The following is a 25916-nucleotide window of genomic DNA, read 5'->3' as shown; positions in this document are numbered from 1 at the left end:
TGTTGAACAGAGAGGGAACGTCAGGCGTTCCCCTTTTTTACTTTATTCACCCACCAGATGCCGGAGCACACCAGCACCAGCGCCAGCGCATATTTCCATTCCAGGATGTTTTCGCCGAGGAAAATCGCCGACAACACCGCGCCCGACACCGGTATCAGGAAGTTAAAGGGCGCGATCATGCCCACGCGGTTATATTTCAGCAGAATACTCCACAGCGCAAAGGCGACGGAAGAGAGCAGCGTCAGATAGCCCAGAATGGCCACCGAGGCGAAGCCGTGCAGGGTGAGCGAGCCGCCCGTGAGATAGCCCCCCACCACCAGCGCCAGACCGCCCATCCCCAGCTGATAGCCGGTCATCACCGTCGGATCCACCGTTTGCGAAATGCGCTTGCCGTACAGCGTGGCGGCCGAGAGAATAAACGCCGCCAGCACCACCGAGCCGTCGCCCATCAGCGTGAAGCTGAAATCCATGCCGCTGTTGAAGTTAACCACCATCACCCCGGCAAAGCCCAGCACGCAGCCGAGCGTTTTGTTGTAGCTCAGTTTGTCGTTCTGGTAGATGAAATGCGCCAGTAGCACGCTGAAGAAAGTGCCGGTGGCGTTCATGATCGAGCCTTTAACGCCGGTGGTGAACGCAAGCCCAATATAAAAGAAGATGTACTGCAATGACGTTTGCGTCAGGCCAAGCACGGCGAGCTGCCCATACTGGCGACCGCTCAGACGGGCGATGGGTTTACGCTGCATCATGGCGAACAGCAGCAGTAACAGCCCGGCAAACAGGAAGCGATAACCGGCAAAGACAATTTTTGACGGGATATCGTCGGTGGCGATCTGAAAAATCTCGTAGCCGCTTTTGATCGCCGGATAGGCGCTGCCCCAGAGCAGGCAGCAGAACGCTGCGCCCATATAGACGACGTTTTTGCGGGCAAACAGAGGCGGCTGGTGGCTTGTGTCCATTCCTTCACCAAAAAATAAAATAATGTTTTATTTTTCTATTATCGCGAAAAGGTTAAGCAATAGCCAGTCAGTACAGGATCAGAATAGTAGAAGGCAGAAAAGCAAAACGCCGGCACAAGGCCGGCGTTTCGTTGTTATCAAAACGTGGGTTGCAGATTACTCAGCAACAACGTTGATGATAACTTTAGCGAACACTTCGCTGTGAACCTGGAAGCTCACTTCGTGCTCACCAGTGGTACGCAGAACGCCGTTCGGTAAACGAACTTCGCTCTTAGCCACGTCAACGCCAGCTGCAGTTACAGCGTCAGCGATGTCGCGAGTACCGATGGAACCGAACAGTTTACCTTCGTCGCCTGCTTTAGACGCAACGGTAACGGTGCCCAGTGCGTTGATTTTCTCAGCGCGAGCTTCAGCAGCGGACAGAACGTCAGCCAGTTTGGCTTCCAGTTCAGCACGGCGTGCTTCGAAGAATTCAACGTTTTTCTTGGTAGCAGGAACAGCTTTACCCTGCGGTACCAGGAAGTTACGAGCGTAACCCGCTTTAACGTTAACCTGATCACCCAGGCTACCCAGGTTTGCTACTTTATCAAGCAGAATAACTTGCATTACCTTATCCTCTCAAAGTCGTATTAATGGACCGTGACCGATTACTGATGACGATCAGTGTACGGCAGCAGGGACAGGTAGCGTGCGCGTTTGATAGCGCGAGCCAGCTGACGCTGATATTTTGCACGGGTACCGGTGATACGGCTTGGGACAATCTTACCGCTTTCGGTGATGTAGTTTTTCAGCGTTGCGATATCTTTATAGTCGATCTCTTGAACGCCTTCCGCGGTGAAACGGCAGAACTTGCGACGACGGAAATAACGTGCCATTTGGCTAGTCTCCAGAATCTATCAAATCAATCTGCTCGGCATGCAGTACCATTTTCGTCAGTCCGTTCTTTGCCTTATGGCAACTAATGAACCCCTGAACGGTGACTGCGCTACCGACCGTTATACTGTGAGTAATGGCCTGGTTCTCGTGCCCGCTGATTATTACAGGCATCTGGCACCACGCCTGCCGGTGGAAACCGGCTTCCTCCTGCACAGAACGATGCTCAAGCACGAACTGGCAATGAGGTATTCCTGATGGACTGACCTTTCGAAGGGGCATCCTGCACACGGTGCCGGATAACACCAGACGGTTGGTCATCAGAAATTACTCTTCAGAATCCCCAGCATCATCAGCATCTGCGGTTTCGTTTGCGAAATCATCGCGACGCTCACGGCGCTCGTCTTTCGCTTTAACCATCGGAGATGCTTCAGTAACAGCGTTTTTGGTACGCATAACCATGCTGCGGATAACGGCATCGTTGAAGCGGAAGTTAGTTTCCAGCTCATCGATCGCTTCCTGCGGCGCTTCAACGTTCATCAGAACGTAGTGGGCTTTGTGCAGTTTGTTGATCGGATAAGCCAGCTGACGGCGGCCCCAGTCTTCCAGACGGTGGATCGTACCTTCTGCTGCAGTGATTGCACCAGTGTAACGCTCGATCATGCCCGGAACCTGTTCGCTCTGGTCAGGATGGACCATAAAAACGATTTCGTAATGACGCATCGAATTGCTCCTTACGGATTATTCAGCCTCCTGTCAGGGTCAGCCGCGGCCCATGGAAGCAAGGAACGTGTTTGAAAGGCGGCTGAAAAATTGACGCGTAATCATACTTGCGACGCCCACCGAACTCAAGCTAATTGCACAAATAATTCGCACACCGCGTAAAACGGGTCTACGCGGTGATCACCGCTGCCCGTAATAGGCGTCCGGCCCGTGCTTGCGCAGGAAATGCTTCTCCAGCAGGTGGTCGTCGATGGGCTTTAAATGCGGATTAATACCGTAGGCAATCCACGCCATGCGCGCGACCTCTTCCATTACCACCGCGTTATGCACCGCGTCAGCGGCGTCTTTTCCCCAGGCAAAGGGGCCGTGCTGATACACCACTATCCCCGGCGTATGCAGCGGATCGGCGTCGCCCAAAGTTTCAATAATCACCCTGCCGGTATTGAGTTCGTACTCTTCCCGTACTTCCTGTTCGGTTAACGCGCGGGTGCAGAGAATATCTCCGGCAAAGTAATCCGCGTGGGTAGTGCCCAACGCCGGGATCGCCCGTCCTGCCTGCGCCCAGGCGGTGGCATGGGTTGAGTGAGTATGCACCACGCCGCCGAGGGCAGAATAACGGCGGTACAGCGCCAGATGCGTGGCGGTGTCTGAGGAAGGATGAAGAGATCCGTGCAACACCCTGCCGCTGAGATCGACAATGACTATATCGTCAGGCGTCATGGTTTCATACGCCACGCCGCTCGGTTTGATCGCCACCCAGCCGCGTTCGCGGTCAATGGCGCTGACGTTGCCCCAGGTAAAAGTCACCAGCCCGTAGCGCGGCAACGCCATGTTAGCGTCGTACACCTGCTGTCTGAGTCGTTCCATTATACCGCCTCCTGTAAACCGGCCCGCGCCATGCGCTCACGTACCCAGTCCCGCGCCCTGATCACGTCGGCTGCCGGATCCGCGGCCGTTTCGCTCCACATCTCAATCAGGTACGGCCCGCAGTAGCCGCTCTGCCTGAGGGTGGCGAAGCAGCGTTCAAAATCCACAATCCCTTCGCCAAAGGGCACGTTCTTAAACTCACCCGGGCGGGTATCTTTAACGTGTACCGCGACGATATGTCCGCTCCCGGCCTGGAGTTCCATCTGTACGTCGTTATCCCATGCGGACAGGTTGCCGATGTCGGGGTAGAGCTGGAACCAGGGGTTATTCAGGTAATGGGCGTAGCCCAGCGCTTTGCTGATGGAGTTCATCAACGGGTAGTCCATGATCTCCATCGCCAGCGTCACCTGGGCGCGGCTCGCCATGACCACGCTCTCTTTTAGTCCGTCACGAAAGCGGCGGCGCGTTTCGTCACTGCCCTGCTGGTAATAGACGTCGTAGCCCGCCAGCTGGATCACGCGGATGCCGACGTCCTGCGCGAACTGGATGGCTTTACGCATGATCGCAAGCCCCTGCTGACGCACGTGGTCATCTTCACTGCCAAGGGGAAAGCGGCGGTGCGCGCTCAGGCACATGGACGGCACCCGCACGCCGGTTTCGGCAATGGCATTGACCAGCGCCAGCCGTTGCTCACGGCTCCAGTCAAGGCGCGAAAGCCGGGCGTCGGTTTCATCCACGGACATTTCCACAAAATCAAAACCCAGCGTTCTGGCAAGCTGCAAACGTTCAGCCCAGCACTCCCCGGCGGGGAGCGCTTTTTCATAGATGCCGAGCGGCACCTGTTTCGACAACATAGCCGCTCCTTAGCCCCACAGCTGTGCGATGGTGCGTTTGAACTGGCGGGCGGCTTCCACCGGCGAGGCGGCATCGCGGATGCTGCGCCCGGCAATAAAGACATGGATGGGAATGCCCTGGAACAGCGGCAGATCCTCCAGCGCCAGCCCGCCGGTGACCGTCACCTTAAAGCCCATCTCCGCCAGCCGTCTGATGGCGGCAATGTCCGACTCGCCCCAGGCCACGCCCGCCGCCTGCGCATCCCGGCTGCGGTGATACACCACCTGCCTGATACCGGCATCGCGCCAGCCCTGCGCCTGCTCCCAGGTCCAGTAACCGGTCAGCTCAATTTGCACGTCGCCGTTAAACTCCTGCGCCACGTCCAGCGCGCCTCTGGCGGTGTTCAGATCTGCGCAACAGATCACCGTCACCCAGTCGGCATTCGCCTCGAAACACATGCGGGAGAGGATTTTCCCGGCGTCAGCGATTTTGGCGTCCGCCAGCACGATTTTGTGCGGATAGAGCGCCTTGAGATCGCGCACGGCGCGCACGCCTTCGCCAACGCACAGGATGGTGCCGACCTCAATAATGTCCACCTCTTCAGCAATCAGACGGGTGGTTTCATAGGCGTGGGAGAGCGTCTGGTTATCCAGCGCCACCTGCAACATAGGTAATGCCATAGTAAGTCCCTCTTAAACGGCCGCCGCATCAGCGGCATCAATGAGATCCAGCACGTCCTGCGCAGTGCGACAGGCCCGTAAGCGGTCGAAATTGGCTTCATCTTCAAACAGGTTGACGATCTGCATGATGCCCACCTCCTGATGAATGTTGGCGTCCACCGCCGCCATGGTGATGAGGATATCCACCGGATCGTTATCCTCATGGTTAAACACCAGCGGGGTTTTCAGCGTCACCAGCGAAAACCCGGTGCGCCTGACGCCCTCTTCCGGGCGGCCATGGGGCATAGCAAGGCCGGGCGCGATGACAAAATACGGGCCGAACTGCGCCACGCCGTCGAGAATGGCCTGGTAATAGCGTGGTTCCACCACGTCAGCGGCCACCAGCAGATCGACGCCGATTTTCACCGCTTCCTGCCAGCTGCTGGCCTCGGCCTGCAAACGAATGGACTTATTTTCCGCCAGCGAATCACGTAATTTCATGGCGCGTCCTTACTTCAGATCCTGAGGAAAGTGCGCGGCTATCACTTCCATCAGCTTTGGCCCGAAATCAGCGGGCGACAGCATATTGCGCACGCCGACCACGTATTTGTTGCCGCTGACGCTGATTTCACCGGCAATATGGGTGGAGGCGATAATCACGTCCGCCCCGCCCAGCTCGCTTTTGTATTCGCCCACGGCGCAGCTGTTCACGCTGTGGTCCACGCCCTGTTGCGTCAGGAACTGATCCACTTTCATTTTCATGATCATGGAACTGCCCTGCCCGTTACCACATACCGCCAGAATTCGTACAGTCATCGCTCTACTCCTTTTATTGGGCAGAAGGTTCTGCCAGAGGGTGTTCTGCATCTTCTTCCGCACGCAGCGCCCGTCCTGCAAAGAACATGTACGCCAGCGCAATCAGGATAATGACGCCCATAAACCACAGGCCGAGGGTGAAGCCCTGCATCATCGGCGGCGCCAGAATCGACCAGTCCGCCATGCCCATCCATGCATTCATGCCGGTGAGTTTTACCGCCCATACGCAGCCAAAGATTTCGATCATGCCCATCACCAGGCAAATTTTGAGCGCCGCCCGCCAGCCGCCGAAGTGGTTGGCGAAGACGCCGATAGTGGCGTTAGAGAAGAACATCGGGATAAAACCAGGGATGATCAGAATAGAGGAGCCGCACACCAGCAGGATACCCACCGCAATCAGCTGGCCGACGGTGCCCCACATAAAGCCCCACACCACCGCATTGGGCGCGAAGCTGTAGATGGCCGCGCAGTCGATCGCCAGCACAGCGCCGGGGATCAGCCGCTGGGAGATGCCGTTGAACGCTTCGGAGAGTTCGGCGACGAACATCCTTACGCCCTGCACGATAATGAAAATCGCCACCGCGAACTGAAAACCCGTTTGCAGGATATAAATAGTCCAGTGGATTTTACCGGCCATCGCCTGCACCACATCCAGCCCGAAGGAGAGCAGGATCGCGCCGAAGAACAGCGTCATGACGATGGCGGTGGAAACGATGTTGTCGTGGAAAATGTTCAGCCAGCCGGGCAGTTTAAGATCTTCCACGCTCTCCTCTTTTTTGCCGAGGTAAGGGGCGAGCTTGTACGCCAGCCAGGAGGCAAACTGTTGCTGATGGCCGATGGAAAAGCCGCAGTTGTCGGTCACCTGCTGCGTGGGCTTGTACATCATGTTGGAGGTGATCCCCCAGTACAACGACACCAGCACCGCCGTGCAGATAACGGTGGTCCACATCGGGTAGCCGAGGATAAAGAAGAACACGGCGATCAGCCCGGCCTGCTGAAACATAATGTGGCCGGTGAGCATAATGGTGCGAATGCCGGTCACGCGGCGGAACAGCACATATAAAATGTTTAACGCCAGCGCCAGCAACACCGCATATCCCACCCAGCTGTAGGCGTCTCCCATGCGTTCAATGGTGGCCATCATTGAGGCGTAGGTGTCCGAGATAGCCCCATTAATGCCGTACACCTCCGACATTTTTGCCACCACCGGTTTAAAGGTGCTGGTGAGAATGCCGGATCCCGCCTGTAAGAGCATGAAGCCGATAATGGTTTTTATCGTGCCTTTGACGATCACGCTGACGCTTTTACGCAGCAGGATGTACCCCAGGCAGGTGACGATACCCAACAGCAACGGGGCGTTGGTCATGACCTGGTTAAAGAAAACGGTAAAGACGCTGTAGAGGATCTCCATAACTCTCTCCGGAGGGTAAAGGGCACCGGGCATCGGTACCGGGTGTGCGCACACTCTAACAATCAAAAATAATCACAAAAAGATTGCATTTGATTATTTGTGATGCGCCGCGCAATTTATTTCCTCATACCAAGAGTGGCTATTCGTCATGGCAAAAAATTAATATCATTTACAGAGAGATATAAAAAACAGATCTGCTCTTCCACGATATAAACCGCGCAAAACCTGAACGCGCCTCGCACAATTTCTGCAAACCACCTCGTTGCATTGCTGAAAAAAGCGTGACAACATAAATCACAATAAATCATTTTATGATTACATTTGACATAAAAAGCGAGGAGTACAGAATGAGCAAAGTGGAAAGCATCAGCCGCGAATCATGGATCCTCAGCACTTTTCCGGAATGGGGAAGCTGGCTGAATGAAGAAATCGAGCAGGAGCAGGTGGCGCCGGGCACCTTTGCCATGTGGTGGCTCGGCTGCACCGGCATCTGGCTGAAGTCAGAGGGCGGCACAAACGTCTGCGTGGATTTCTGGTGCGGTACCGGCAAACAAAGCCACGGCAATCCGCTGATGAAAACCGGCCACCAGATGCAGCGTATGGCGGGGGTGAAAAAGCTACAGCCGAATCTGCGCACCACGCCTTTCGTGCTCGATCCTTTCGCCATCCGCGAGATCGACGCGGTGCTCGCCACCCACGATCATAACGATCATATCGATGTAAACGTGGCGGCGGCGGTCATGCAAAACTGTCCGCAGACGGTGCCCTTTATCGGGCCGCAGACCTGCGTCGATCTGTGGGTTAGCTGGGGGGTGCCGCACGAGCGCTGCATCGTGGTGAAACCAGGCGACGTGGTGAAGATAAAAGATATTGAGATCCATGCCCTTGACGCTTTTGATCGCACGGCATTGATCACCCTGCCCGCGGATCAGCAAGCCGCCGGGATCCTGCCGGACGGCATGGATGAACGCGCGGTGAACTACCTGTTTAAAACGCCGGGCGGCTCGCTCTATCACAGCGGGGATTCGCACTACTCGAACTATTATGCGAAGCATGGCAACGACCATCAGATCGACGTGGCTCTCGGCTCGTACGGCGAAAACCCGCGCGGCATCACCGACAAAATGACCAGCGTGGATCTGCTGCGCATGGCGGAAGCGCTGAACGCCAAAGTGGTGATCCCCTTTCATCACGACATCTGGTCGAATTTCCAGGCGGATCCGCAGGAGCTGCGCGTGCTGTGGGAGATGAAAAAGGATCGCCTGCAATATGGCTTCAAACCCTTCATCTGGCAGGTGGGCGGTAAATTTACCTGGCCGCTGGATAAAGACAAATTTGAATATCACTACCCGCGCGGCTTTGACGACTGCTTTACCATTGAGCCTGATTTACCGTTCAAATCCTTCCTGTGATCGCCACAGGTTTCGCGTCCGGCGGCCTGTGCTGCCGGGCCGGCATTTTTTTATTAACGCTTAGTAATCGCAGGCTATTTCAAATATCATCTAAAAAAATCATCACCAATCGGAATAGCTCATGACAGAAGCGCAACGACATCAAATTCTGCTGGAACTACTGGCGCAGACGGGTTTTATCACCGTCGAGCAGGTGATGGCGCGGCTGGATGTCTCCCCTGCCACCGCGCGCCGGGACATCAACAAGCTCGACGAGAGCGGCAAGCTGAAAAAGGTGCGCAACGGTGCCGAGGCCATCAGCCAGCAGCGCCCGCGCTGGACGCCGATGAACATTCATCAGGCGCAAAATCTTGATGAGAAAGTACGTATCGCCAAAGCCGCGTCGCAACTGGTCAATCCGGGGGAGAGCGTGGTGATCAACTGTGGCTCCACCGCTTTTTTACTGGGCCGCGAAATGTGCGGCAAGCCGGTGCAAATCATTACTAATTACCTGCCGCTGGCGAATTACCTGATCGATCAGGAGCACGAAAGCGTGGTGATCATGGGCGGGCAGTACAACAAAAGCCAGGCCATCACCCTCAGTCCCCAGGGCAGTGAAAACAGCCTCTATGCCGGACACTGGATGTTCACCAGCGGAAAAGGCCTGGCCGCCGACGGGCTGTACAAAACGGATATGCTGACCGCCATGGCGGAGCAGAAAATGCTGAACGTGGTCGGAAAGCTGGTGGTGCTGGTGGACAGCAGCAAAGTGGGCGAACGTGCCGGGATGCTGTTCAGCCGCGCCGATCAAATCGACATGGTGATCACCGGCAAACAGGCCAACCCTGACATCATCAGACAGCTTGAGAGCCAGGGCGTGCAGGTGATGTGCGTTTAAAGGTGCGCGCGGAAGAAATCGACGGTAGCGTCCAGCGCAACGGGCGTAATGCGATGTTTCACCCCTGCTTCCCATACGCAGGTTAGCTGCTGATCCAGCCCGGCCTGCGTCAGCGCCTGCTGTAATCGCCAGGTTTCGACTGCCGGAACGACGTCGTCCTCCTCGCCGTGCCACAGCAGCAGGGGCCGGTCTGCCAGACGGGGTAAATGCCGGGAAACTTCCCAGTCGGTAAGCGGCGCTACGGCCTGTTGCAGATCCGCAGGCGGGAACAGCGTGCGGGCAAGGGTCGTAAAATAGCCGGATCCCATCAGGCTGGCGACGCATTTCACTTCCGGATGCCGCGTCATGATGCCCAGCGCCGTCATGCCGCCCATCGACGCGCCGCCCACCGCCAGCCGGGCATCCTTAATCAGCCCGGCGTCGTAAAGCGCCCTTTGCAGCGGGTCAAACTCCCGTAAATTGCTGTGCAGGATCTGCCAGAACTGTCCGAGCCGCGCCGTGGCGTCGCCGTTAAAGCGCGCGCCGTGATCCCGCGCGTCCGGCATCACCACCCTTATGCCCGCCTGCGCCAGCGCGACGGCAAAATAGCTGTACACCAGTTTCGATGAGCTAAAGCCGTGGTAAAACACCACCGTCGGCAGCGGCTGAGCGCGCTGTCCGGCAGGCGTGGCGTGAAGGGTTTCAATGCCGGCAAACTGCCGCGTTTCCAGTTCAATCATCAGGCTCTCCTGCTTTATTTTGCCGATATGCCACGCAGGGTGACGTCACACAAACCACGATCGACGATGTTTTGCCATAATGGTGAGACGTCCATTACGCTTTCGGGTGATTTTTAGTCAAAAATCACGTTTCAGATAACATTTCGGGAACATTCCCCCAAAGGGAAATTCACGAGGAACTACACTATGCCAATCAGGAAACGAGAAACAACAATGAGCCGGTTCGCCCCTGTTGTACTGGCATTATTACTGAGCGGCTGTAGCGCATTACAGGGTACACCGCAGCCCCCGCCTCCGGCGAAGAGTGAGCCGCAGGAGATCAGCCGCAATCAGACTGAAGGTTTACAGCGTTTAGGCACCATCAGCGTGATGGTTAAAGGCTCTCCGATGGATGCGGAGGCGGAAATCAAAGCCAAAGCCGCCGCAGCTAAAGCGGATTATTACGTCATTCTTCTCAATGACGATACTGTTTTTACCGGCCAGTGGTATTCACAGGCCATTTTGTATCGTCAGTAACGGCGCATTGTTTTTTAAGGTTGATTTACACTGCTTTGCACCTTTAGACGTATTCCTGTGCACAATAAATTCGATGCTTCGGCAAGGGAGAGGATTTATACGCGATGGATTGCCCTGCCATGACTCAGGGTAACGTTAAATGGAGCTGACAAATGAAACGATCGCTTGCCTTAACCACGCTGCTGCTCTCACTGGGTTTAGTGAGCACAACGGCGCAGTCCGCCGAATTCGCCAGTGCCGATTGCGTCACCGGGCTTAATGAAATCGGCCTGATCTCAGTAAATAATGTTTATGGCAGTGCACAGGATGTGGAACGGGTCATCGCCTTTAAGGCGGATGAGCAGGGCGCGTCCTGGTATCGCATTATTGCGATGCAGGAGGATCGACGGGCCGATAACTGGCGCGTGCAGGCCATACTTTATGCCTAGCTCTCCGAAGCCACCTTTAATGGTGGCTTTTCTTTTTGTTGGTTTTTAATTACCCTACTGTTACTAAGTCAATAATTTCTTGTTACTTTTTGTTACATAGATTCACTAAATATTAGCGCGTAGCTGCCGTTGAACGACGCACACCTTTCGATCAATGGATATTTTATGAACGCGTCTTTTCGCCATGCCGGTCTGGGCACCAGGCTTTCTCTGATGACAGGCGTGAGCGTTGCTGTGCTTTTCCTGTTGTTCACCTTCCTGATGAGTCGTAACGCCAGCCAACAGCTCGAAACCCTCGCCGTTGAAGATCTTCACAGTCAGTCCACCGGTGTAGTGGATATGGTCGAGATGTTCAATACCAGCCTCAGTGAAGAAGTTGAGAGCTACACGCGTTTATTCACCAGTTTTATTCCGCAGCCGATCAGCGTGGATACCACGCAAACCCGTACTATTCAGGGCATAACGGTGCCGCTGCTAAAAGGCGGCGAAATTGAGCTGCACGAAAATAATGCCGTACCGGACGATTTTCTGAACCGTACCGGCGCTATTGCGACGCTGTTCGTGCGCAGCGGCGATGATTTCGTGCGCGTGGCGACCTCGCTGCGTAAAGAAAACGGCGATCGCGCCATCGGCACGAAGCTGGACAGCGCCAGCCCGGCGCTGGCTCCCGTCATGCGCGGCGAGGCCTATCGCGGCCTGGCATTGCTGTTCGGCAAACGCTATATCACCCAGTATCAGCCGGTAAAAGACGCCAGCGGCAATATCATCGCCATTCTCTTCGTCGGCGTGGATATCAGCCGTTCCTGGGGCATCATGCGCGATAAGATCCTGCAACGTCGTCTCGGCGAGAGCGGACATTTCTACGTGCTGGATCGCAACGCCGGTAAAAATTATGGCAATTACCTGTTCCATCCGCGTGAAGAAGGCAAGCGCCCGCAGTGGGATGACGCCACGCAGAAAGCGCTGCTCGGCAGTGAGTCCGGCACGCTGGCGCGCACCGACGCTGATGGCCGTACGCGGATGATGTCGTGGATCGCCCTGCCCGGCTGGAACTGGACGATTGTCGGAGAAGTGGACAAAGCCGTGCTGCTGCGCGATGTGAACACCATGCGCAATCAGTTCCTGATCGCCGGAGTGGTGATCTCGCTGCTGTTTGCCGCGCTCTTTGTGGTGATCATCCGCCGCTGGCTGACCCGCCCGCTGCGGGATGTTATTCAGCTGGCGCAGCACTATGCCTCGGGTGATTTACGCGCCACGCTGGCAGTGAAAAGCAAGGATGAAGTGGGCCAGCTGATCGAGGCCATTAACGGCATCGGTCACGGTCTGCAAAACATGGTGCATCAGGTACGCGAAGCCGCAGGTGAGATTAATCAGGGCACCACCACCCTGGCTGCCGACAGCGGAGAGATCACCGAGCAGATCAACAAGCAGGCCAGCAGCGTGGAAGAAACCTCCGCCAGCATGGAACAGCTGGCGGCCACGGTACAGCAAACCGCGGAAAACATGGATCAGACCCAGCGTCTGGTGCATGACACCTCCGGCGCTGTACAGCAGGGCGGCCAGACCGTCAGCCGCGCGGTGGCGACCATGAATGATATTCGTGACGCCTCCCAGCGTATCGCCGCCATTACTCAGGTCATTGAATCCATTGCCTTCCAGACCAACATTCTGGCGCTGAACGCCGCCGTGGAAGCGGCGCGGGCAGGCGAGCATGGCAAAGGGTTCGCCGTGGTGGCGCAGGAAGTGCGGGCGCTGGCGGCGCGCAGTGCGCAGGCGGTGAAAGAGATCGAGGAGCTGATCGCCGATACGCTGGCGAAAGTGTCGGAAGGCCACGCCCTGTCGGAACAGACGCAGAAGGCGATGTCGGCGATCATCGATCATATGGGCAACATTAATCAGCTGGTGACCGAGATTAACCACGCCTCACGTGAACAGTCTGCCGGTATCGGCCAGGTGAATCTGGCGATGACGCACATTGGCGAAGCCACGCACATCACCGCCGATCGTGCATCACGCAGTGAAGATATTGCCCGCACGCTGCGGGAAAAAGGCAGCCATCTGAGTCAGCTGGTCAGCCTGTTCCGCCTTTAACCCACGCCGCCCGTGGCGCGCGACAGCAGGTGATTCTGCACCTGCTCGTTTATCAGCGCGCCGCCACGGGTATCCAGCATCATCTGACACCAGGCCTGCGCCAGCGGCGGCGATGCGTGGCGCAGCATCTGCGCCCCGGCCGCCAGCCGGTAAAGCTGTTGCGCGATCTCCCGGGCCCGGGCTTCCTGAGGTTTGCGCAGCAGCCGCTGCAACTGCCGCCAGGCGCGGTCGTAATGCCGATCCTGGCCCTTCACCTCGCCGAACGCCTGCGTCAGCAGATCCATTACGCCATGCTGTTTTGCAAGCACGCGCAGCACGTCCAGACACATGATATTCCCGGAACCTTCCCAGATGCTGTTGACCGGCATTTCGCGGTACAGGCGCGGCAGTTCACTCTCCTCGCAATAACCAATGCCGCCAAGCACTTCCATCGCTTCCGCCACAAAAGGAATACCTGCCTTACAGACGGCGAATTTCGCCACCGGCGTGAACAGTCGCGCCCACAGCGCCGCCTCGGGATCGGTGCGGTGATCCAGCGCGCCCGCCAGATGGAACAGAAACGCGGTCTGCCCTTCCAGCTGTAACGCCATCCGGCTGAGCACGTCACGCATCAGCGGCTGCTCGACCAGATTTTTGCCGAACGCCTGGCGCTGGTGCGCATGATAGAGCGCCACGGAAAAGGCGCGGCGCATCAGGCCGTGGCTGCCCAGCGCGCAGTCAACGCGCGTCAGTCCGCCCATCTTGAGTATCTGCCGTACGCCGTCCCCCTCCTCGCCCAGCAGCCAGCCGCAGGCGTCATGGAATTCCACTTCGCTGCTGGCGTTCGAGCGGTTGCCGAGCTTGTCTTTCAGCCGCTCAAGGCGTACGCCGTTGCGCGTGCCGTCCGGCAGAAAACGCGGCACGAAGAAGCAGGACAGACCGCCGCTGGCCTGCGCCAGCACCAGATGCGCATCACTTTGCGGCACCGAGAAAAACCATTTATGGCCCACCAGCCGGTAAACATCACCGCTTTTTTCCGCCCGCGTGGTATTGCTCAGCACGTCGGATCCGCCCTGCTTTTCCGTCATTCCCATGCCGATCAACAGGCCGCGTTTTTGCGCGCCGGGTAAGACATGCGGATCGTAGCGATCGCTTAACAGCGGTTTTAACCAGTCGCGAAACGGCGCGGGCAGCGTCTGTTGCAGCAGCGGCGTGGCGGCAAAGGTCATGGTTACCGGGCAAAGGGTGCCCGCCTCCACCTGCGCATGCAGCACAAAGCGCGCCGCGCGGGCGACGAACGATCCCGCCCGCGCCTCATCTTCCCACGCCAGATTATGTACCCGGTTGGCGCACAGCCCCTGCATCAGCAGGTGCCAGGCCGGGTGGCAACGTACATCGTCCAGACGCTCGCCGGTGGCGTCATAGCGCAGCAGTTCGGGTGGGTTAACGTTAGCTAAACGCCCCAGTTCAAGAGACTCCGCCGTGCCCAGTTGTTGACCGATACTTGCCAGCAGCTCGGTGTCCCAGCCCGCGCCTTCACGGGCCACGGCGTCACGCAGCGAGGCGTCTGAAAGAAAAAGATTGCTGTTATTGAGCGGCAACGGCTGATTAAAAACGGTGTGGGTTTGCCAGCGCATTCTGTGTCCCTCCTTCATTGGCATCGCCGGTAAGTATGGATAGCGGTAAGGTTTTTGGTCCGGAGCTTTATCACAAAAGCGCCATCCGCCCCCACAGACGCCGCCCGACCGCCCGGATCTCTTCTTTATCAGAAGCCCTTTCAGTTGCCGTATCTGAACTATGATTGATTTGCAACTGCTGTGGGGAACGTGACCATTGCACATCAATTCTGTGCTCACTGATGAGCTATACGGGGTAATTGTATGTCGTCCAGGACCTTTACGAAGAGTTGGGGGGCCGAATACACAGAGGCCAATGGCGTGCGTTTTCGTCTGTGGGCTTCCGGTCACCCGAGGGTAATGCTCCGGCTTGCCGGGGAAGACAAAGAAATGAACGCGGTGGGCGACGGCTGGTTTGAACTGACGGTGCCGGGCGTCGCGCCGGGCGCGGAATACCAGTATGTGCTGCCTGACGGCATGGCGGTGCCGGATCCCGCCTCCCGCGCGCAAAAAGCCGATGTGAACGGCCCGTCGCTGGTCGTCGATCCGGCACACTATGCCTGGCAGAACACCGACTGGCAGGGCCGGGCATGGGAAGAAAGCGTGGTGTACGAAATGCACATCGGCACCTTTACGCCGGAGGGCACTTTCCGCGCCGCCATCGACAAACTGCCGTACCTCGCGCAAACCGGCATCACCATGATCGAAGTGCTGCCCGTCTCGCAGTTTGGCGGCAACCGCGGCTGGGGCTATGACGGCGTGCTGCTGTACGCCCCCCATGCGGCCTATGGTTCGCCGGACGATTTCAAGGCCTTTATCGACGCCGCCCACGGCCACGGGCTGTCGGTGGTGCTGGATATTGTGCTTAACCATTTCGGGCCGGAAGGCAACTATCTGCCGCTGCTGTCGCCGGAGTTCTTCCATAAAGAGCGCCATACGCCCTGGGGCGCAGGCATCGCCTATGATGTGGACGCTGCCCGCCGCTATATGCTGGAAGCGCCGCTCTACTGGCTGGAAGAGTACAACCTCGACGGCCTGCGCTTTGACGCCATCGATCAGATCGAAGATACCTCAGAGAAACATCTGCTGATTGAGATCGCCGAACGCATCCGCAAGCGCATCACCGATCGGCCAGTGCATCTGACCACGGAAGACTGCCGTAACGTCACCTTCCTGCATCCGCGCGAAAAAGACGGTTCGGTGCCGCTGTTTACCGGCGAATGGAACGATGATTTCCACAATGCCGTGCACGTCTTCGCCACCGGCGAAACCCACGCCTATTACCAGGATTTTGCCCGCGAGCCGGAAAAGCTGGTGGCGCGTACGCTGGCGGAAGGCTTTGCCTATCAGGGTGAAGTTTCGGTGCAGTCCGGCGAGCCGCGCGGCGTGAAAAGTACCGACCAGCCGCCGACCGCCTTTGTGGATTTCATCCAGAATCATGACCAGACCGGCAACCGCGCCCAGGGCGACCGTCTGATTTCCCTGGCGGGCGCAGAGCGCACCCGCGTGCTGCTGGCGATGCTGCTGTTATCGCCGCATATCCCGCTGCTGTTTATGGGGGAAGAGTACGGCGAAACCAGGCCGTTCCTGTTCTTCACCGATTTCCATGGCGATCTGGCGAAAGCGGTGCGGGAAGGCCGCGCGAAAGAGTTTGAAGGCCATGCGGGTCATGAAGGCGAAAGCGTGCCGGATCCTAATGCGGAGCAGACCTTTGCCCGTTCAAAACTTGACTGGCAGAAGCTGGACACGCCGGAAGGCGAGGAGTGGCTGGCCTTTACCCAGGCGCTGCTGGATGTGCGTAAGCAGTATATTGTCCCGCTGCTGGCAACGGCGGGCGGCAACAGCGGTAAGGTGGTGGAGACGGCTGAAGGTTATCTCGCCGTCAGCTGGCGCTTCCCGCAGGGTACGCTCTCCATGGCGCTCAATATCAGCGACCGGCACCAGCCGCTGCCGGATCAACCCGGCGAGACCATCTATGTCTGGCGCTCCCCGGCGGCGGATCTGCCGCCTGATTCCATTATTGTCCGTCTTGCCCCGGGAGATGTATCGTGAGTATCCCAACCTCGACTTACCGTATTCAGTTCCGCAACGGCATGACCTTTGATCGTGCCGCCGCGCTGGTGCCCTACCTGAAACGGCTCGGCATCAGCCATCTCTATGCTTCACCGGTGTTTACCGCCACCAGCGGCTCAACCCACGGCTACGACGTGACCGACGCCAACGAAATCGATCCGACCATTGGCGGGCGCGAAGGCTTTGACCGCATGGCGCAGGCGCTGAAAGCCGCCGGTCTGGGTTTGATCCTCGATATCGTGCCGAACCATATGGCCGCCTCGCTGGAAAATCCCTGGTGGCGCGATGTGATCGAACATGGCGAAGACAGCCGTTACGCGCGGCATTTCGATATCGACTGGTCGCGCCGCCTGACCCTGCCGTTCCTCGGCGATACCTTTGAAGCGGTGCTGGCGAACGATGAGATCAGCGTCAAGCCCGATCCAAAAACCGGCCGTCCGGCGCTGGCCTATTTCGACAACTTTTACCCGCTGACGCCCGCCAGCTGGCAGGGGCGCGAAGCGGAGGTGCTGGCGCTGACCGACAAGGCTGACATCGCCGCGCTGCACGATCAGCAGCCGTGGCGGTTAATGTCCTGGCGCGATGCGCCGCGCGATCTCTCCTACCGCCGCTTCTTTGAGATCACCGGGCTGGCCGGGGTGCGCGTGGAAGACGACACCGTATTTGATGATACCCACCGGCTGATCCTCGAACTGGTGCATTCCGGCGCGGTGGACGGACTGCGGGTGGATCATGTGGATGGCCTTGCGGATCCGCAGGCCTATCTGGCGCGGCTGCGTGAGACCGCCGGACCGGAGTGCTACATCACCGTCGAAAAAATCCTCGGCAAGGGCGAGCACATTCCGGAAGACTGGCCGATCTCCGGCACCACCGGCTATGAGTTTATTGCCGCACTCTCGGACGTGCTGGTGGATGACGATAAGCTGGACGCGCTGCGCCAGGCCTACGACGAGGCGGTCGGCAAACCGGTGGACATGAAAGCCGAGCTGCGCGCCGCCAAGCTGCTGATGGCGGATCGCAATTTCGAAGGGGAATTCACCACCCTGCTGCGCCTGGCGATGGAGATCGCCGCCACGCAAAACCGCACGCTGGATGAAAGCCTGGTGCGCGCCGCCCTGCGCGAACTGCTGGTGGCCTTCCCGGTTTACCGTACCTATGGCACCGCCAGCGGCCTGCCGCAGGCCAGCCAGCAACTGCTGCAAAAAGTGGTTGCGCGGGTAAAAAACAGCGATTACGCCCCGGATACCGAAGCGCTTGATTTCGTGGCGGGCATTCTTGCCAGCGCTGATCCGGCTGCCGCCACTTTCCGCACCCGTTTCCAGCAGCTTACCGGGCCGCTGATGGCAAAATCGGTGGAAGACACGCTGTTCTTCCGTCAGCACCTGGATCTGGCCCTTAACGAAGTGGGCGCTGAACCGTTACCGCGCGTCTTCTCCCTCGACCGTTTCCACGCCGAGATGAAAACCCGTCTTGAACGGCAGCCGGATGCGCTGTCGGGCACCTCAACCCATGACACCAAACGCGGTGAGGATGCCCGCGCACGGCTCTATACCCTCACCGAAGCGCCGGAGGAATGGGCGGCGCACGTGGCACGCTGGCATCAGATGAACGACAGCAAAGTCACCGTGCTGTTCGATGGCCCGACGCCAAAACCGGAACTCGCCTGGATGCTGTATCAGGCGCTGGCGGGCGTCTGGCCGGTGACGCTGACGCCCCAGGACACCGCCGGTTTAGCGGCGCTGGAAGAACGCTTTATTCCGTTTGTGGAAAAGGCGCTGCGTGAAGCGAAGCTGCGCACTGACTGGGCCGACAGCAACGACGTCTATGAAACCGTGGTGCTCGACTATGCCCGTCATCTGCTCTCCCCGGACAACCAGGCTTTCCTGGAAGATTTTTACCAGACGCTGCAACCCTTTGTCCGCGCGGGCCTGGTCAACAGTCTGACCCAGACGGTGATCAAGCTTACCGCTCCCGGCGTGCCGGATATTTATCAGGGCAGCGAAACCCTCAACTTCAGCCTTGTGGATCCAGATAACCGCCGCGAGCCGGACTTTGCCGCTCTTGAGCAGCATCTGTTCAGCGATGACGAGCCTGTGCCGACGTCAGAAGCGGACTGGATGAGCGGCGCGCTCAAGCAACAGGTGATCACCCATGTGCTGCATTATCGCCAGCGTAAACCCGATCTGTTCCGCCGTGGCGACTATGTGCCGCTGGCGGCAAAAGGCGATAACGCCGATCACCTGATCGCCTTCGCCCGTCAGCAGGGTAATGATGCGCTGATCGTCATCGCGCCGCGACTGGTGCTGCCAATGCAGCAGGCGAGCGACGCGCTGACTGCCCCGCAACGATGGCCACAGACGGCGGTCAACCTGCCTGCGGCCCTGGCTAACCGTCGTTATCGCGATCTTCTTACCGGAGAAGAAGTGGCGCTTACCGACCAGATCCACCTTGAAAATGTCGATTGCTGTTCGTCTGTCATATACGTAACCATATGATATAAGAGGGAATAAATGTCTAACAATAATAGCTTTGAAATTCTGGCGGGAACCAGCGAATGTCTTGGCGCCAATTTTGATGGCGAGGGTGTCAACTTTGCGCTTTTCTCTGCACACGCAGAACGGGTTGAACTCTGTCTGTTTGATCAGGACGGGAAAACCGAGATCGCCCGCCTGGATCTGCCGGAATATACCCATGAAATCTGGCACGGTTACGTGCCTGGTCTGCAACCCGGCGCGCTCTACGGCTATCGCGTTTATGGTCCCTACGATCCGGAAAACGGCCATCGTTTTAACCCCAACAAGCTGCTGCTCGATCCCTATGCCCGTGAGCTGGCGGGGGACATCGAGTGGAATGACGCGCATTTCGCCTACGAGCTGCTGCACGAAGATAAAGATCTGACCTTTGATACCCAGGACAGCGCGCCCTTTACGCCAAAATGCCGCGTCATCGATCCCAATGAATTCGACTGGAAAGATGAAAACCGTCCAAACATTCCGTGGTCGCAAACGGTGCTCTATGAAACCCATGTGAAGGGCTTTACGCAGCTCAATTCCGCCATTCCGGAAGAACTGCGCGGTACCTATGAAGGCATGGGCCATCCGGCGACGGTGGAGTACATCAAGAGCCTGGGCGTGACCTCGGTGGAACTGCTGCCGGTGCACTGGTTCCCGGACGATCAGCATCTGCTGGATAAGGGGCTGAAGAACTTCTGGGGCTATAACACCCTCGGTTTCTTCGCGCCGGCTTCGCGCTATTTCGGCCCTAACGGCATTCAGGGTTTCCGCGACATGGTGCGCGCGTACCACGATGCGGGCATCGAAGTGATCCTCGACGTGGTGTACAACCATACGGCAGAGGGTAATGAACTCGGCCCGACGCTCTCCTTTAAGGGCATCGACAACTTCTCTTACTACCGCACCATGCCGGATCAGCATCGTTATTACATCAACGATACCGGCACCGGCAACACCGTCAACACCTCGCATCCGCGCGTATTGCAGATGATCATGGATTCCCTGCGTTACTGGGCAGAATCGATGCATATCGACGGTTTTCGCTTCGACTTAGGCACCATTCTCGGTCGTGAACCGGAAGGTTTTGACCAGCGCGGCGGCTTCTTTGATGCCATTATGCAGGATCCGGTGCTGTCGAAACTGAAGCTGATCGGCGAGCCCTGGGATATCGGACCGGGCGGCTATCAGGTGGGCGGCTTCCCGCCGGGCTGGGCGGAATGGAACGATAAATACCGCGATACGGTGCGTGAATACTGGAAAGGCGTCAATGTCTCCACCGACTTTGCCGCGCGTCTGTTAGGCTCCGGCGATATTTACGATCTGCGCGGCCGCCGTCCGTGGTCGAGCGTCAACTTTATCACCGCCCACGACGGCTTCACGCTGAACGATCTGGTGTCCTATAACGAGAAGCACAACGACGATAACGGCGAAGACAATAACGACGGCCATAACGATAACCGCTCCTATAACTATGGCGCGGAAGGCCCGACGGACGACGAAGGCATCAACAACGTGCGTGAACGGCAGAAGCGTAACTTCCTCACCACGCTGTTCCTGTCCCACGGTTCGCCAATGCTGCTGGCAGGGGATGAGTTTGGCCGCAGTCAGATGGGTAACAATAACGGCTACTGCCAGGACAGCGAGATTTCCTGGGTTCACTGGGATAACCTGCCGGAAAGCAGTGAGGCGCTGCGCGAGTTCACCCGTCATCTGATCAAAATGCGCGCGAAGCAGCCGCTGTTGCGCCGTGAAAGCTGGCGCGACGGCACGGAGATCAAGTGGTTCAACGCCGGTGGCGGCTATCAGCAGCCGGAGCAGTGGGATGAAGGCTCGACGCTGGGCGTTTCACTGACCCGCCACGATTTGCATGATGAAGAAGGCCTGTGGCACGAAGTGCTGGTGCTGTTTAACCCGTTCGAAGGTAACGTGCCCTTCCTGATCCCGCAGTCCACGGATGAGGGCTGGATGCTGGAGCTGACCACGTCCGATACCGCCAAACGCGGGCTGATCATTACCAAAGAGAAGGAATTCGAACTGGAAGGCCGCAGTATCGCGCTGTTCAGAAGGCCGTAAGCCGTTTTACAGCCAGAAAAAAGGGCCATCATCTGATGGCCCTTTTTATTGTTCGCAGACAGTTAACCGCGCTGGCGTACCGCTTCGAACAGGCAGATGCCGGTCGCCACCGACACGTTCAGCGAGGAGACGCTGCCCGCCATCGGGATGCTGATCAGCTCATCGCAATGCTCGCGGGTCAGACGGCGCATACCTTCGCCCTCCGCGCCCATCACCAGCGCCATCGCGCCGGTCATTTTGCTCTGGAACAGGGTGTGGTCCGCTTCGCCCGCCGTGCCGACGATCCAGATATTCTCTTCCTGCAATACGCGCATGGTGCGCGCCAGGTTGGTGACGCGGATCAGCGGCACGTTTTCTGCTGCGCCACAGGCGACTTTTTTCGCCGTCGCGTTCAGCTGCGCAGAGCGGTCTTTCGGCACGATCACCGCATGGACGCCCGCCGCATCGGCGCTGCGCAGGCAGGCCCCGAGGTTGTGCGGATCGGTGACGCCATCAAGGATCAGGAAGAATGGCTTATCCAGGCTTGCGATCAGATCCGGCAGATCGTTTTCCTGATACTGACGACCCGGCTTCACGCGCGCAATGATCCCCTGGTGTACCGCGCCTTCGCTTTTCTCGTCCAGAAACTGACGGGAGGCCACCTGAACCGGAACGCCCTGCGCTTCCAGCGCATGGATCAGCGGCATCAGGCGCTTATCTTCGCGTCCTTTCAGAATAAAAACTTCCTGAAAGCGCTCAGGGGCGCGTTCCAGCAGTGCCTGCACCGCGTGGATGCCATAAATCATTTCACTCATGAAGGGTACTCAGTAGAGGTTAAAAGGGTGTTTCCCGCCCATTATAACCCACGACGCCCCCGGACGTCCTTCCCCGTTACGCATTCACCGCCGCAGGAAGCCGGTTTTTTTCTGCGGGATGCGCAGGCAGTATCGCCGACAGCAGCCAGCGCGTGTAGTCATGCTGCGGATGGGCAAAAAGCTGCGCGCTGGTCGCCTCTTCCACCAGTTGTCCGCGATACATCACGCCAACCCGATCCGCCACGTGACGCACCACATTGAGATCGTGAGAGATAAACAGGTAGGCGAGGCCATAGTCGCGCTGCAAATCCATCAGCAGATTCAGCACCTGTGACTGAATGGAAACGTCCAGCGCCGACACCGGTTCATCGCAGATGATCAGCTTCGGACGCAGGATCAGCGCCCGCGCGATGCCGATACGCTGGCGCTGTCCGCCTGAAAACGCCTGCGGATAACGTCCGGCATCCTGCGCCCGCAGACCGACCTGTTCCAGCATCGCCGCCACCGCTTTTTTACGACGCTGCGCATCGCGTTCGCCGTGAATGATCAATGGTTCCTCAATGCTGTAGCCAATGGTGCGCTTTGGATCGAGCGTGGAGAGCGGATCCTGGAAGATCATCTGAATGTCTTTGCGCACGCTGCGCCATCCGGCGGCGCTGAGATCCAGCAGCGACTGGCCGTTGAAATCCACCCGCCCGCCGGAGGCCGGGGTTAAACCGAGAAGAGTGCGCCCGATGGTGCTTTTACCGCTGCCGGATTCGCCGACCAGCGCGTAGGTTTCCCCGGCATGGATGTTAAAACTGACGTCCTGCACCGCCTGCACGCTGTGCCCGCGGCGGGTAAAGGTTTTGGACAGATGCTGTACGTTCAGCAACGGCTTATTCATGGCATGACTCCCGTTTCTTCTGCGCGCCAGCAGCGCACCTGATGACCGTGACCGCCGAGCGGGCGCAGCTGCGGCGGCTGTGCGCGACAGGTGGCGGTCGCCAGCGGACAGCGATCGGCAAAGGTACAGCCGCCCGGCAGCGCATCCAGCGCCGGGACGCTGCCGCGGATCTCCTCCAGCCGCGTCTTCGGCGTGTGGGACAGCGAGGGCCGCGCCGCCAGCAGCGCGCGGGTATAGGGATGGCGGGGATTTTCGAACAGCGTCATCACGTCCGTTTCCTCCACCACCTGCCCGGCGTAGAGCACCACCACGCGCTGACACAGCCGCGCCACCACGCTCAGGTCGTGGGTAATAAAGATGATCCCCATTCCGCTCTGCTGTTTGATGTCGTCCAGCAGTTGCAGGATTTGCGCCTGGATAGTGGCGTCCAGCGCGGTGGTCGGCTCATCGGCAATCAGCAGCGACGGAGCACTGGCGATCGCCATGGCGATCATCACCCGCTGGCGCATGCCGCCGGAAAGCTCATGGGGCCAGGCGTTGACGCAGCGGGCGGCATCAGCAATGCCCACCTGCTCCAGCAGGCGCAGCCGTTTTTGCTGGCGCTGCGCCCGGTTTAACGCGGTATGCAGCTTCAGGCTTTCTTCAATCTGAAAGCCGATAGTCAGCACCGGGTTCAGGCTGGAGAGCGGATCCTGGAAAATCATCGCCATCTCGCCGCCGCAGCGCCGACGACGTGCCGTTGCCGGGAGCGTGTCGAGGCGTTGACCGCCGAGGGCGATTTCACCTTCAGTGCGGCTGGTGCGCGGGGACAATAGCCCCATCAGCGCCTGCGCGGTGACGCTTTTCCCGCAACCGGATTCACCGATGATGCCCAGCGTTTCATGATGATGAACGGTAAAGGAGACGCCGCGCACCGGGGCCACCACGCCCTGCGGCGTGGCGAAATTCACCCGCAAATCTTTGACGCTTAACAGCGGCGGCGGATTAACCATGTTGCTCCCCTTTTTTCAGCAGGCGCAGGACACGCTGCGGCAGCGGTTTCAGCCCCGGCTCGGCGCTGTCGCGCAGGTCGTCGCCGATAATATTCAGCGCGAGGATCAGCAGCACAATGGCGATGCCGGGAAAAAAGGTCATCCACCAGGCGGTAAAGATCACTGCTTTTCCCTCCAGCAGCAGATTGCCGAGGCTGGGCGTGGGCGCAGGCACGCCGGATCCTAAAAAGCTCAGCGCGGCCTCGGTCAGAATAGCCACTGAGAACACCCAGGTGACCTGCACAATCAGCGGCGACAGCACGTTCGGCAGCAGATGTAGCCAGATAATGCGCGCCGGGGAGGCTCCCTGCGCGCGCAGGGCTTCAATGAAATTTTTCTCTTTGATAACCAGCGCTGCGCCGCGGATCACCCGCGCAATGGACGGCACGTATACCAGCGACAGCGCCAGCACAACGTTAGCGATGTTCGGCCCCAGCACGCCGACAATAGCGATAGCCAGCAGCAACGACGGAAAGGCGAACAGCCCGTCGCAGACGCGCATCAGAATGCGATCCACCGGGCGATACCAGGCGCAGAGCAGCCCGGTCAGCATGCCGATCGCCCCGGCTATTACCGCCACCGCCGCCCCGACGGAAAACGATACCCGCACCGCCAGCGCCACGCGCACAAACAGATCGCGGCCAAAGTTATCGGTGCCAAACCAGTGCGCCGCGCCGGGGGCCTTCAGGCGGCTGAGCGGATCGATAGCATAAGGATCGTAAGGGCTGAAAAAGGTGCCGCACACCGAGAGCAGCACAATGCCCGCCAGCACGCCGCACCATAGCCAGAGTTTGTTTCGCGTCATGCGCTTTCACTCCCCTCGACGGACAGGCGTGGATCGACCATATAGCTGAGCACGTCCACCGCCAGATTAATCAGCACGTAACAGACGGTGATCAGCAGCACCACGCCCTGGATCACCGTGAAATCCCGCCGCTCGATGGAGTCCACCACCAGCGAGCCGACGCCGGGAATGCCGAATACGCTTTCGATGACGATGGTGCCGGTGACCAGCGAGGCGAAGGATTCCCCGCAGATGGTCAGCACCGGGATCAGGGCGTTTTTCAGCGTATGGCGCAGCAGCACCATGCGCTCGGGCACGCCTTTGGCGCGGGCGGTATGAATAAAATTCTCCTGCAGCACGTCGAGCATTACCGCGCGGGTCATGCGTGAGATCAGCGCGGCAATACGAAAACCGAGCGCAATGGCGGGCAGCGTCAGATACCAGAGATTTTGCAGACCGTTTTCGTTGGTGGAGCGATAGCCCACCACCGGAAACCAGCGCAGCTGCACGGCGAAAAAGAAGATCAGGAACAGGCCGAGCAGAAAGCCCGGTACCGACATGCCGAAGGTAGCCAGCGCGCGAATGATCCGGTCGGCCATGCCGCCATGCTGCCAGGCGCTGATCGCCCCGCTCCCCAGCCCCAGCACCAGCGCAATCAGCTGCGCGTACAGTGCAAGGGCCAGCGTCGGGGTGAGATGCTGTAAAAACAGCTCGCTGACGCTGGCATTGAGAAACAGCGAGTGGCCCAGATCGCCGGACAACACCGCCCCCGCCCAGCGCACAAATTGCATCAGCAGCGGCTGATCCAGCCCCATCTGCTGGCGCAGCGCGGCAATGTCCTGCGGGCTGGCGTCATTGCCGAGGATCACCAGCACCGGATCGCCCGGCGCAAGATGCACCAGGCAAAACACCACCAGCGATACCACCAGCAGCACGGGCAGCAGCGCCATCAGCCGGTGAAACAAGAACCACTTCATAGACGTCT

The 25916-nt window shown here is 58.5% G+C and carries 26 protein-coding genes; 8 read left to right on the top strand and 18 right to left on the bottom strand.

The window, feature by feature from the left end; translation table 11 throughout:
• Window positions 1–20: 20 nt before the first annotated feature.
• The 11 genes from BMF08_RS07855 to ulaA all read right to left on the bottom strand — a co-directional run bounded on the left by BMF08_RS07855 (window position 21) and on the right by ulaA (window position 7139).
• On the bottom strand, window positions 21–956 hold the full coding sequence (locus BMF08_RS07855) for a DMT family transporter (RefSeq protein ID WP_072570306.1): 936 nt from the start codon (window positions 954–956) through the stop codon (window positions 21–23).
• 156 nt (window positions 957–1112) lie between these two features.
• Window positions 1113–1562 (bottom strand): 50S ribosomal protein L9, encoded by a 450-nt coding sequence (gene rplI, locus BMF08_RS07850; protein ID WP_072570305.1) that lies wholly within the window; start codon window positions 1560–1562, stop codon window positions 1113–1115.
• Between the two features lie 41 nt (window positions 1563–1603).
• Window positions 1604–1831, bottom strand: a complete 228-nt coding sequence (gene rpsR / locus BMF08_RS07845; RefSeq protein WP_000135199.1) for a 30S ribosomal protein S18 — start codon at window positions 1829–1831, stop codon at window positions 1604–1606.
• A 4-nt stretch (window positions 1832–1835) separates the two neighbouring features.
• Window positions 1836–2150 (bottom strand): primosomal replication protein N, encoded by a 315-nt coding sequence (gene priB / locus BMF08_RS07840; protein WP_072570304.1) that lies wholly within the window; start codon window positions 2148–2150, stop codon window positions 1836–1838.
• A gap of 6 nt (window positions 2151–2156) precedes the next feature.
• Window positions 2157–2552, bottom strand: coding sequence for a 30S ribosomal protein S6 (gene rpsF / locus BMF08_RS07835; RefSeq protein ID WP_072570303.1), 396 nt, complete (start codon window positions 2550–2552; stop codon window positions 2157–2159).
• A gap of 180 nt (window positions 2553–2732) precedes the next feature.
• On the bottom strand, window positions 2733–3419 hold the full coding sequence (locus BMF08_RS07830) for an L-ribulose-5-phosphate 4-epimerase (RefSeq protein ID WP_072570302.1): 687 nt from the start codon (window positions 3417–3419) through the stop codon (window positions 2733–2735).
• Window positions 3419–4273 carry an L-ribulose-5-phosphate 3-epimerase gene (locus BMF08_RS07825; RefSeq protein ID WP_072570301.1) on the bottom strand — a complete coding sequence of 285 codons (855 nt, stop codon included), beginning with the start codon at window positions 4271–4273 and terminating at the stop codon, window positions 3419–3421. Before BMF08_RS07825 ends, BMF08_RS07830 begins: the two co-directional genes overlap by 1 nt.
• A 9-nt stretch (window positions 4274–4282) precedes the next feature.
• Complete coding sequence (locus BMF08_RS07820; RefSeq protein WP_072570300.1) at window positions 4283–4933, bottom strand: 3-keto-L-gulonate-6-phosphate decarboxylase UlaD; 651 nt, start codon at window positions 4931–4933, stop codon at window positions 4283–4285.
• 12 nt (window positions 4934–4945) lie between these two features.
• Window positions 4946–5413, bottom strand: coding sequence for a PTS ascorbate transporter subunit IIA (gene ulaC / locus BMF08_RS07815; RefSeq protein WP_072570299.1), 468 nt, complete (start codon window positions 5411–5413; stop codon window positions 4946–4948).
• Between the two features lie 9 nt (window positions 5414–5422).
• Complete coding sequence (gene ulaB / locus BMF08_RS07810) at window positions 5423–5728, bottom strand: PTS ascorbate transporter subunit IIB (protein WP_072570298.1); 306 nt, start codon at window positions 5726–5728, stop codon at window positions 5423–5425.
• Between the two features lie 13 nt (window positions 5729–5741).
• Window positions 5742–7139 (bottom strand): PTS ascorbate transporter subunit IIC, encoded by a 1398-nt coding sequence (gene ulaA / locus BMF08_RS07805; protein ID WP_072570297.1) that lies wholly within the window; start codon window positions 7137–7139, stop codon window positions 5742–5744.
• A gap of 347 nt (window positions 7140–7486) precedes the next feature.
• Here ulaA and ulaG point away from each other — a divergent pair, with 347 nt between their 5' ends.
• Window positions 7487–8551 (top strand): L-ascorbate 6-phosphate lactonase, encoded by a 1065-nt coding sequence (gene ulaG / locus BMF08_RS07800; protein ID WP_072570296.1) that lies wholly within the window; start codon window positions 7487–7489, stop codon window positions 8549–8551.
• A gap of 121 nt (window positions 8552–8672) precedes the next feature.
• Window positions 8673–9428 carry an HTH-type transcriptional regulator UlaR gene (ulaR, locus tag BMF08_RS07795; protein WP_072570295.1) on the top strand — a complete coding sequence of 252 codons (756 nt, stop codon included), beginning with the start codon at window positions 8673–8675 and terminating at the stop codon, window positions 9426–9428.
• On the opposite strand, the gene yjfP is transcribed toward ulaR, so the two are convergent.
• Window positions 9425–10147, bottom strand: coding sequence for an esterase (gene yjfP, locus BMF08_RS07790; RefSeq protein ID WP_072570294.1), 723 nt, complete (start codon window positions 10145–10147; stop codon window positions 9425–9427). The genes ulaR and yjfP overlap by 4 nt on opposite strands.
• A 186-nt stretch (window positions 10148–10333) precedes the next feature.
• Between yjfP and bsmA the strand changes: the two genes are divergently transcribed.
• The 3 genes from bsmA to BMF08_RS07775 all read left to right on the top strand — a co-directional run bounded on the left by bsmA (window position 10334) and on the right by BMF08_RS07775 (window position 13182).
• Window positions 10334–10663: a biofilm peroxide resistance protein BsmA gene (gene bsmA / locus BMF08_RS07785; RefSeq protein ID WP_072570293.1), complete on the top strand. Its 330-nt coding sequence runs from the start codon at window positions 10334–10336 to the stop codon at window positions 10661–10663.
• Between the two features lie 152 nt (window positions 10664–10815).
• The gene (gene yjfN, locus BMF08_RS07780; protein WP_072570292.1) at window positions 10816–11091 is read left to right on the top strand and encodes a DUF1471 family protease activator YjfN; all 276 of its coding nucleotides are present in this window, start codon (window positions 10816–10818) and stop codon (window positions 11089–11091) included.
• A 165-nt stretch (window positions 11092–11256) separates the two neighbouring features.
• Window positions 11257–13182 (top strand): methyl-accepting chemotaxis protein, encoded by a 1926-nt coding sequence (locus tag BMF08_RS07775; RefSeq protein ID WP_072570291.1) that lies wholly within the window; start codon window positions 11257–11259, stop codon window positions 13180–13182.
• On the opposite strand, the gene BMF08_RS07770 is transcribed toward BMF08_RS07775, so the two are convergent.
• A complete protein-coding gene (locus BMF08_RS07770) occupies window positions 13179–14798 on the bottom strand; it encodes an isovaleryl-CoA dehydrogenase (RefSeq protein WP_072570290.1) in 1620 nt (539 codons plus the stop codon). The two genes, BMF08_RS07775 and BMF08_RS07770, sit on opposite strands and share 4 nt — an antisense overlap.
• A gap of 243 nt (window positions 14799–15041) precedes the next feature.
• Here BMF08_RS07770 and treZ point away from each other — a divergent pair, with 243 nt between their 5' ends.
• From treZ to glgX, 3 genes are read left to right on the top strand one after another with little or no spacing between them, the layout of a single operon-like run.
• Window positions 15042–16829 (top strand): malto-oligosyltrehalose trehalohydrolase, encoded by a 1788-nt coding sequence (treZ, locus tag BMF08_RS07765; protein WP_072570289.1) that lies wholly within the window; start codon window positions 15042–15044, stop codon window positions 16827–16829.
• Complete coding sequence (treY, locus tag BMF08_RS07760; protein ID WP_072570288.1) at window positions 16826–19345, top strand: malto-oligosyltrehalose synthase; 2520 nt, start codon at window positions 16826–16828, stop codon at window positions 19343–19345. The genes treZ and treY overlap by 4 nt, the downstream gene beginning before the upstream one ends.
• Before the next feature lie 15 nt (window positions 19346–19360).
• Window positions 19361–21436 (top strand): glycogen debranching protein GlgX, encoded by a 2076-nt coding sequence (gene glgX, locus BMF08_RS07755; protein WP_072570287.1) that lies wholly within the window; start codon window positions 19361–19363, stop codon window positions 21434–21436.
• Between the two features lie 62 nt (window positions 21437–21498).
• Here the strand turns inward: glgX and rlmB are convergent, their stop codons facing one another.
• The 5 genes from rlmB to BMF08_RS07730 form a co-directional block, all read right to left on the bottom strand.
• A complete protein-coding gene (gene rlmB / locus BMF08_RS07750; RefSeq protein ID WP_072570286.1) occupies window positions 21499–22230 on the bottom strand; it encodes a 23S rRNA (guanosine(2251)-2'-O)-methyltransferase RlmB in 732 nt (243 codons plus the stop codon).
• A 76-nt stretch (window positions 22231–22306) separates the two neighbouring features.
• Entirely contained in the window at window positions 22307–23116 is an 810-nt protein-coding gene (locus BMF08_RS07745) for an ABC transporter ATP-binding protein (RefSeq protein ID WP_072570285.1), read from the bottom strand.
• Window positions 23113–24108: an ABC transporter ATP-binding protein gene (locus BMF08_RS07740; RefSeq protein ID WP_072570284.1), complete on the bottom strand. Its 996-nt coding sequence runs from the start codon at window positions 24106–24108 to the stop codon at window positions 23113–23115. The genes BMF08_RS07745 and BMF08_RS07740 overlap by 4 nt, the downstream gene beginning before the upstream one ends.
• Window positions 24101–24952, bottom strand: a complete 852-nt coding sequence (locus tag BMF08_RS07735; RefSeq protein WP_072570283.1) for an ABC transporter permease — start codon at window positions 24950–24952, stop codon at window positions 24101–24103. Before BMF08_RS07735 ends, BMF08_RS07740 begins: the two co-directional genes overlap by 8 nt.
• The gene (locus BMF08_RS07730; protein ID WP_072570282.1) at window positions 24949–25908 is read right to left on the bottom strand and encodes an ABC transporter permease; all 960 of its coding nucleotides are present in this window, start codon (window positions 25906–25908) and stop codon (window positions 24949–24951) included. The genes BMF08_RS07735 and BMF08_RS07730 overlap by 4 nt, the downstream gene beginning before the upstream one ends.
• Window positions 25909–25916 lie beyond the last annotated feature (8 nt).

The sequence above is a fragment of the Enterobacter sp. SA187 genome, assembly GCF_001888805.2.
Lineage (GTDB): Bacteria > Pseudomonadota > Gammaproteobacteria > Enterobacterales > Enterobacteriaceae > Enterobacter_D.
The sequence above is the reverse complement of the archived record's forward strand: the minus strand, read 5'-3'. Positions and strand labels throughout refer to the sequence as shown.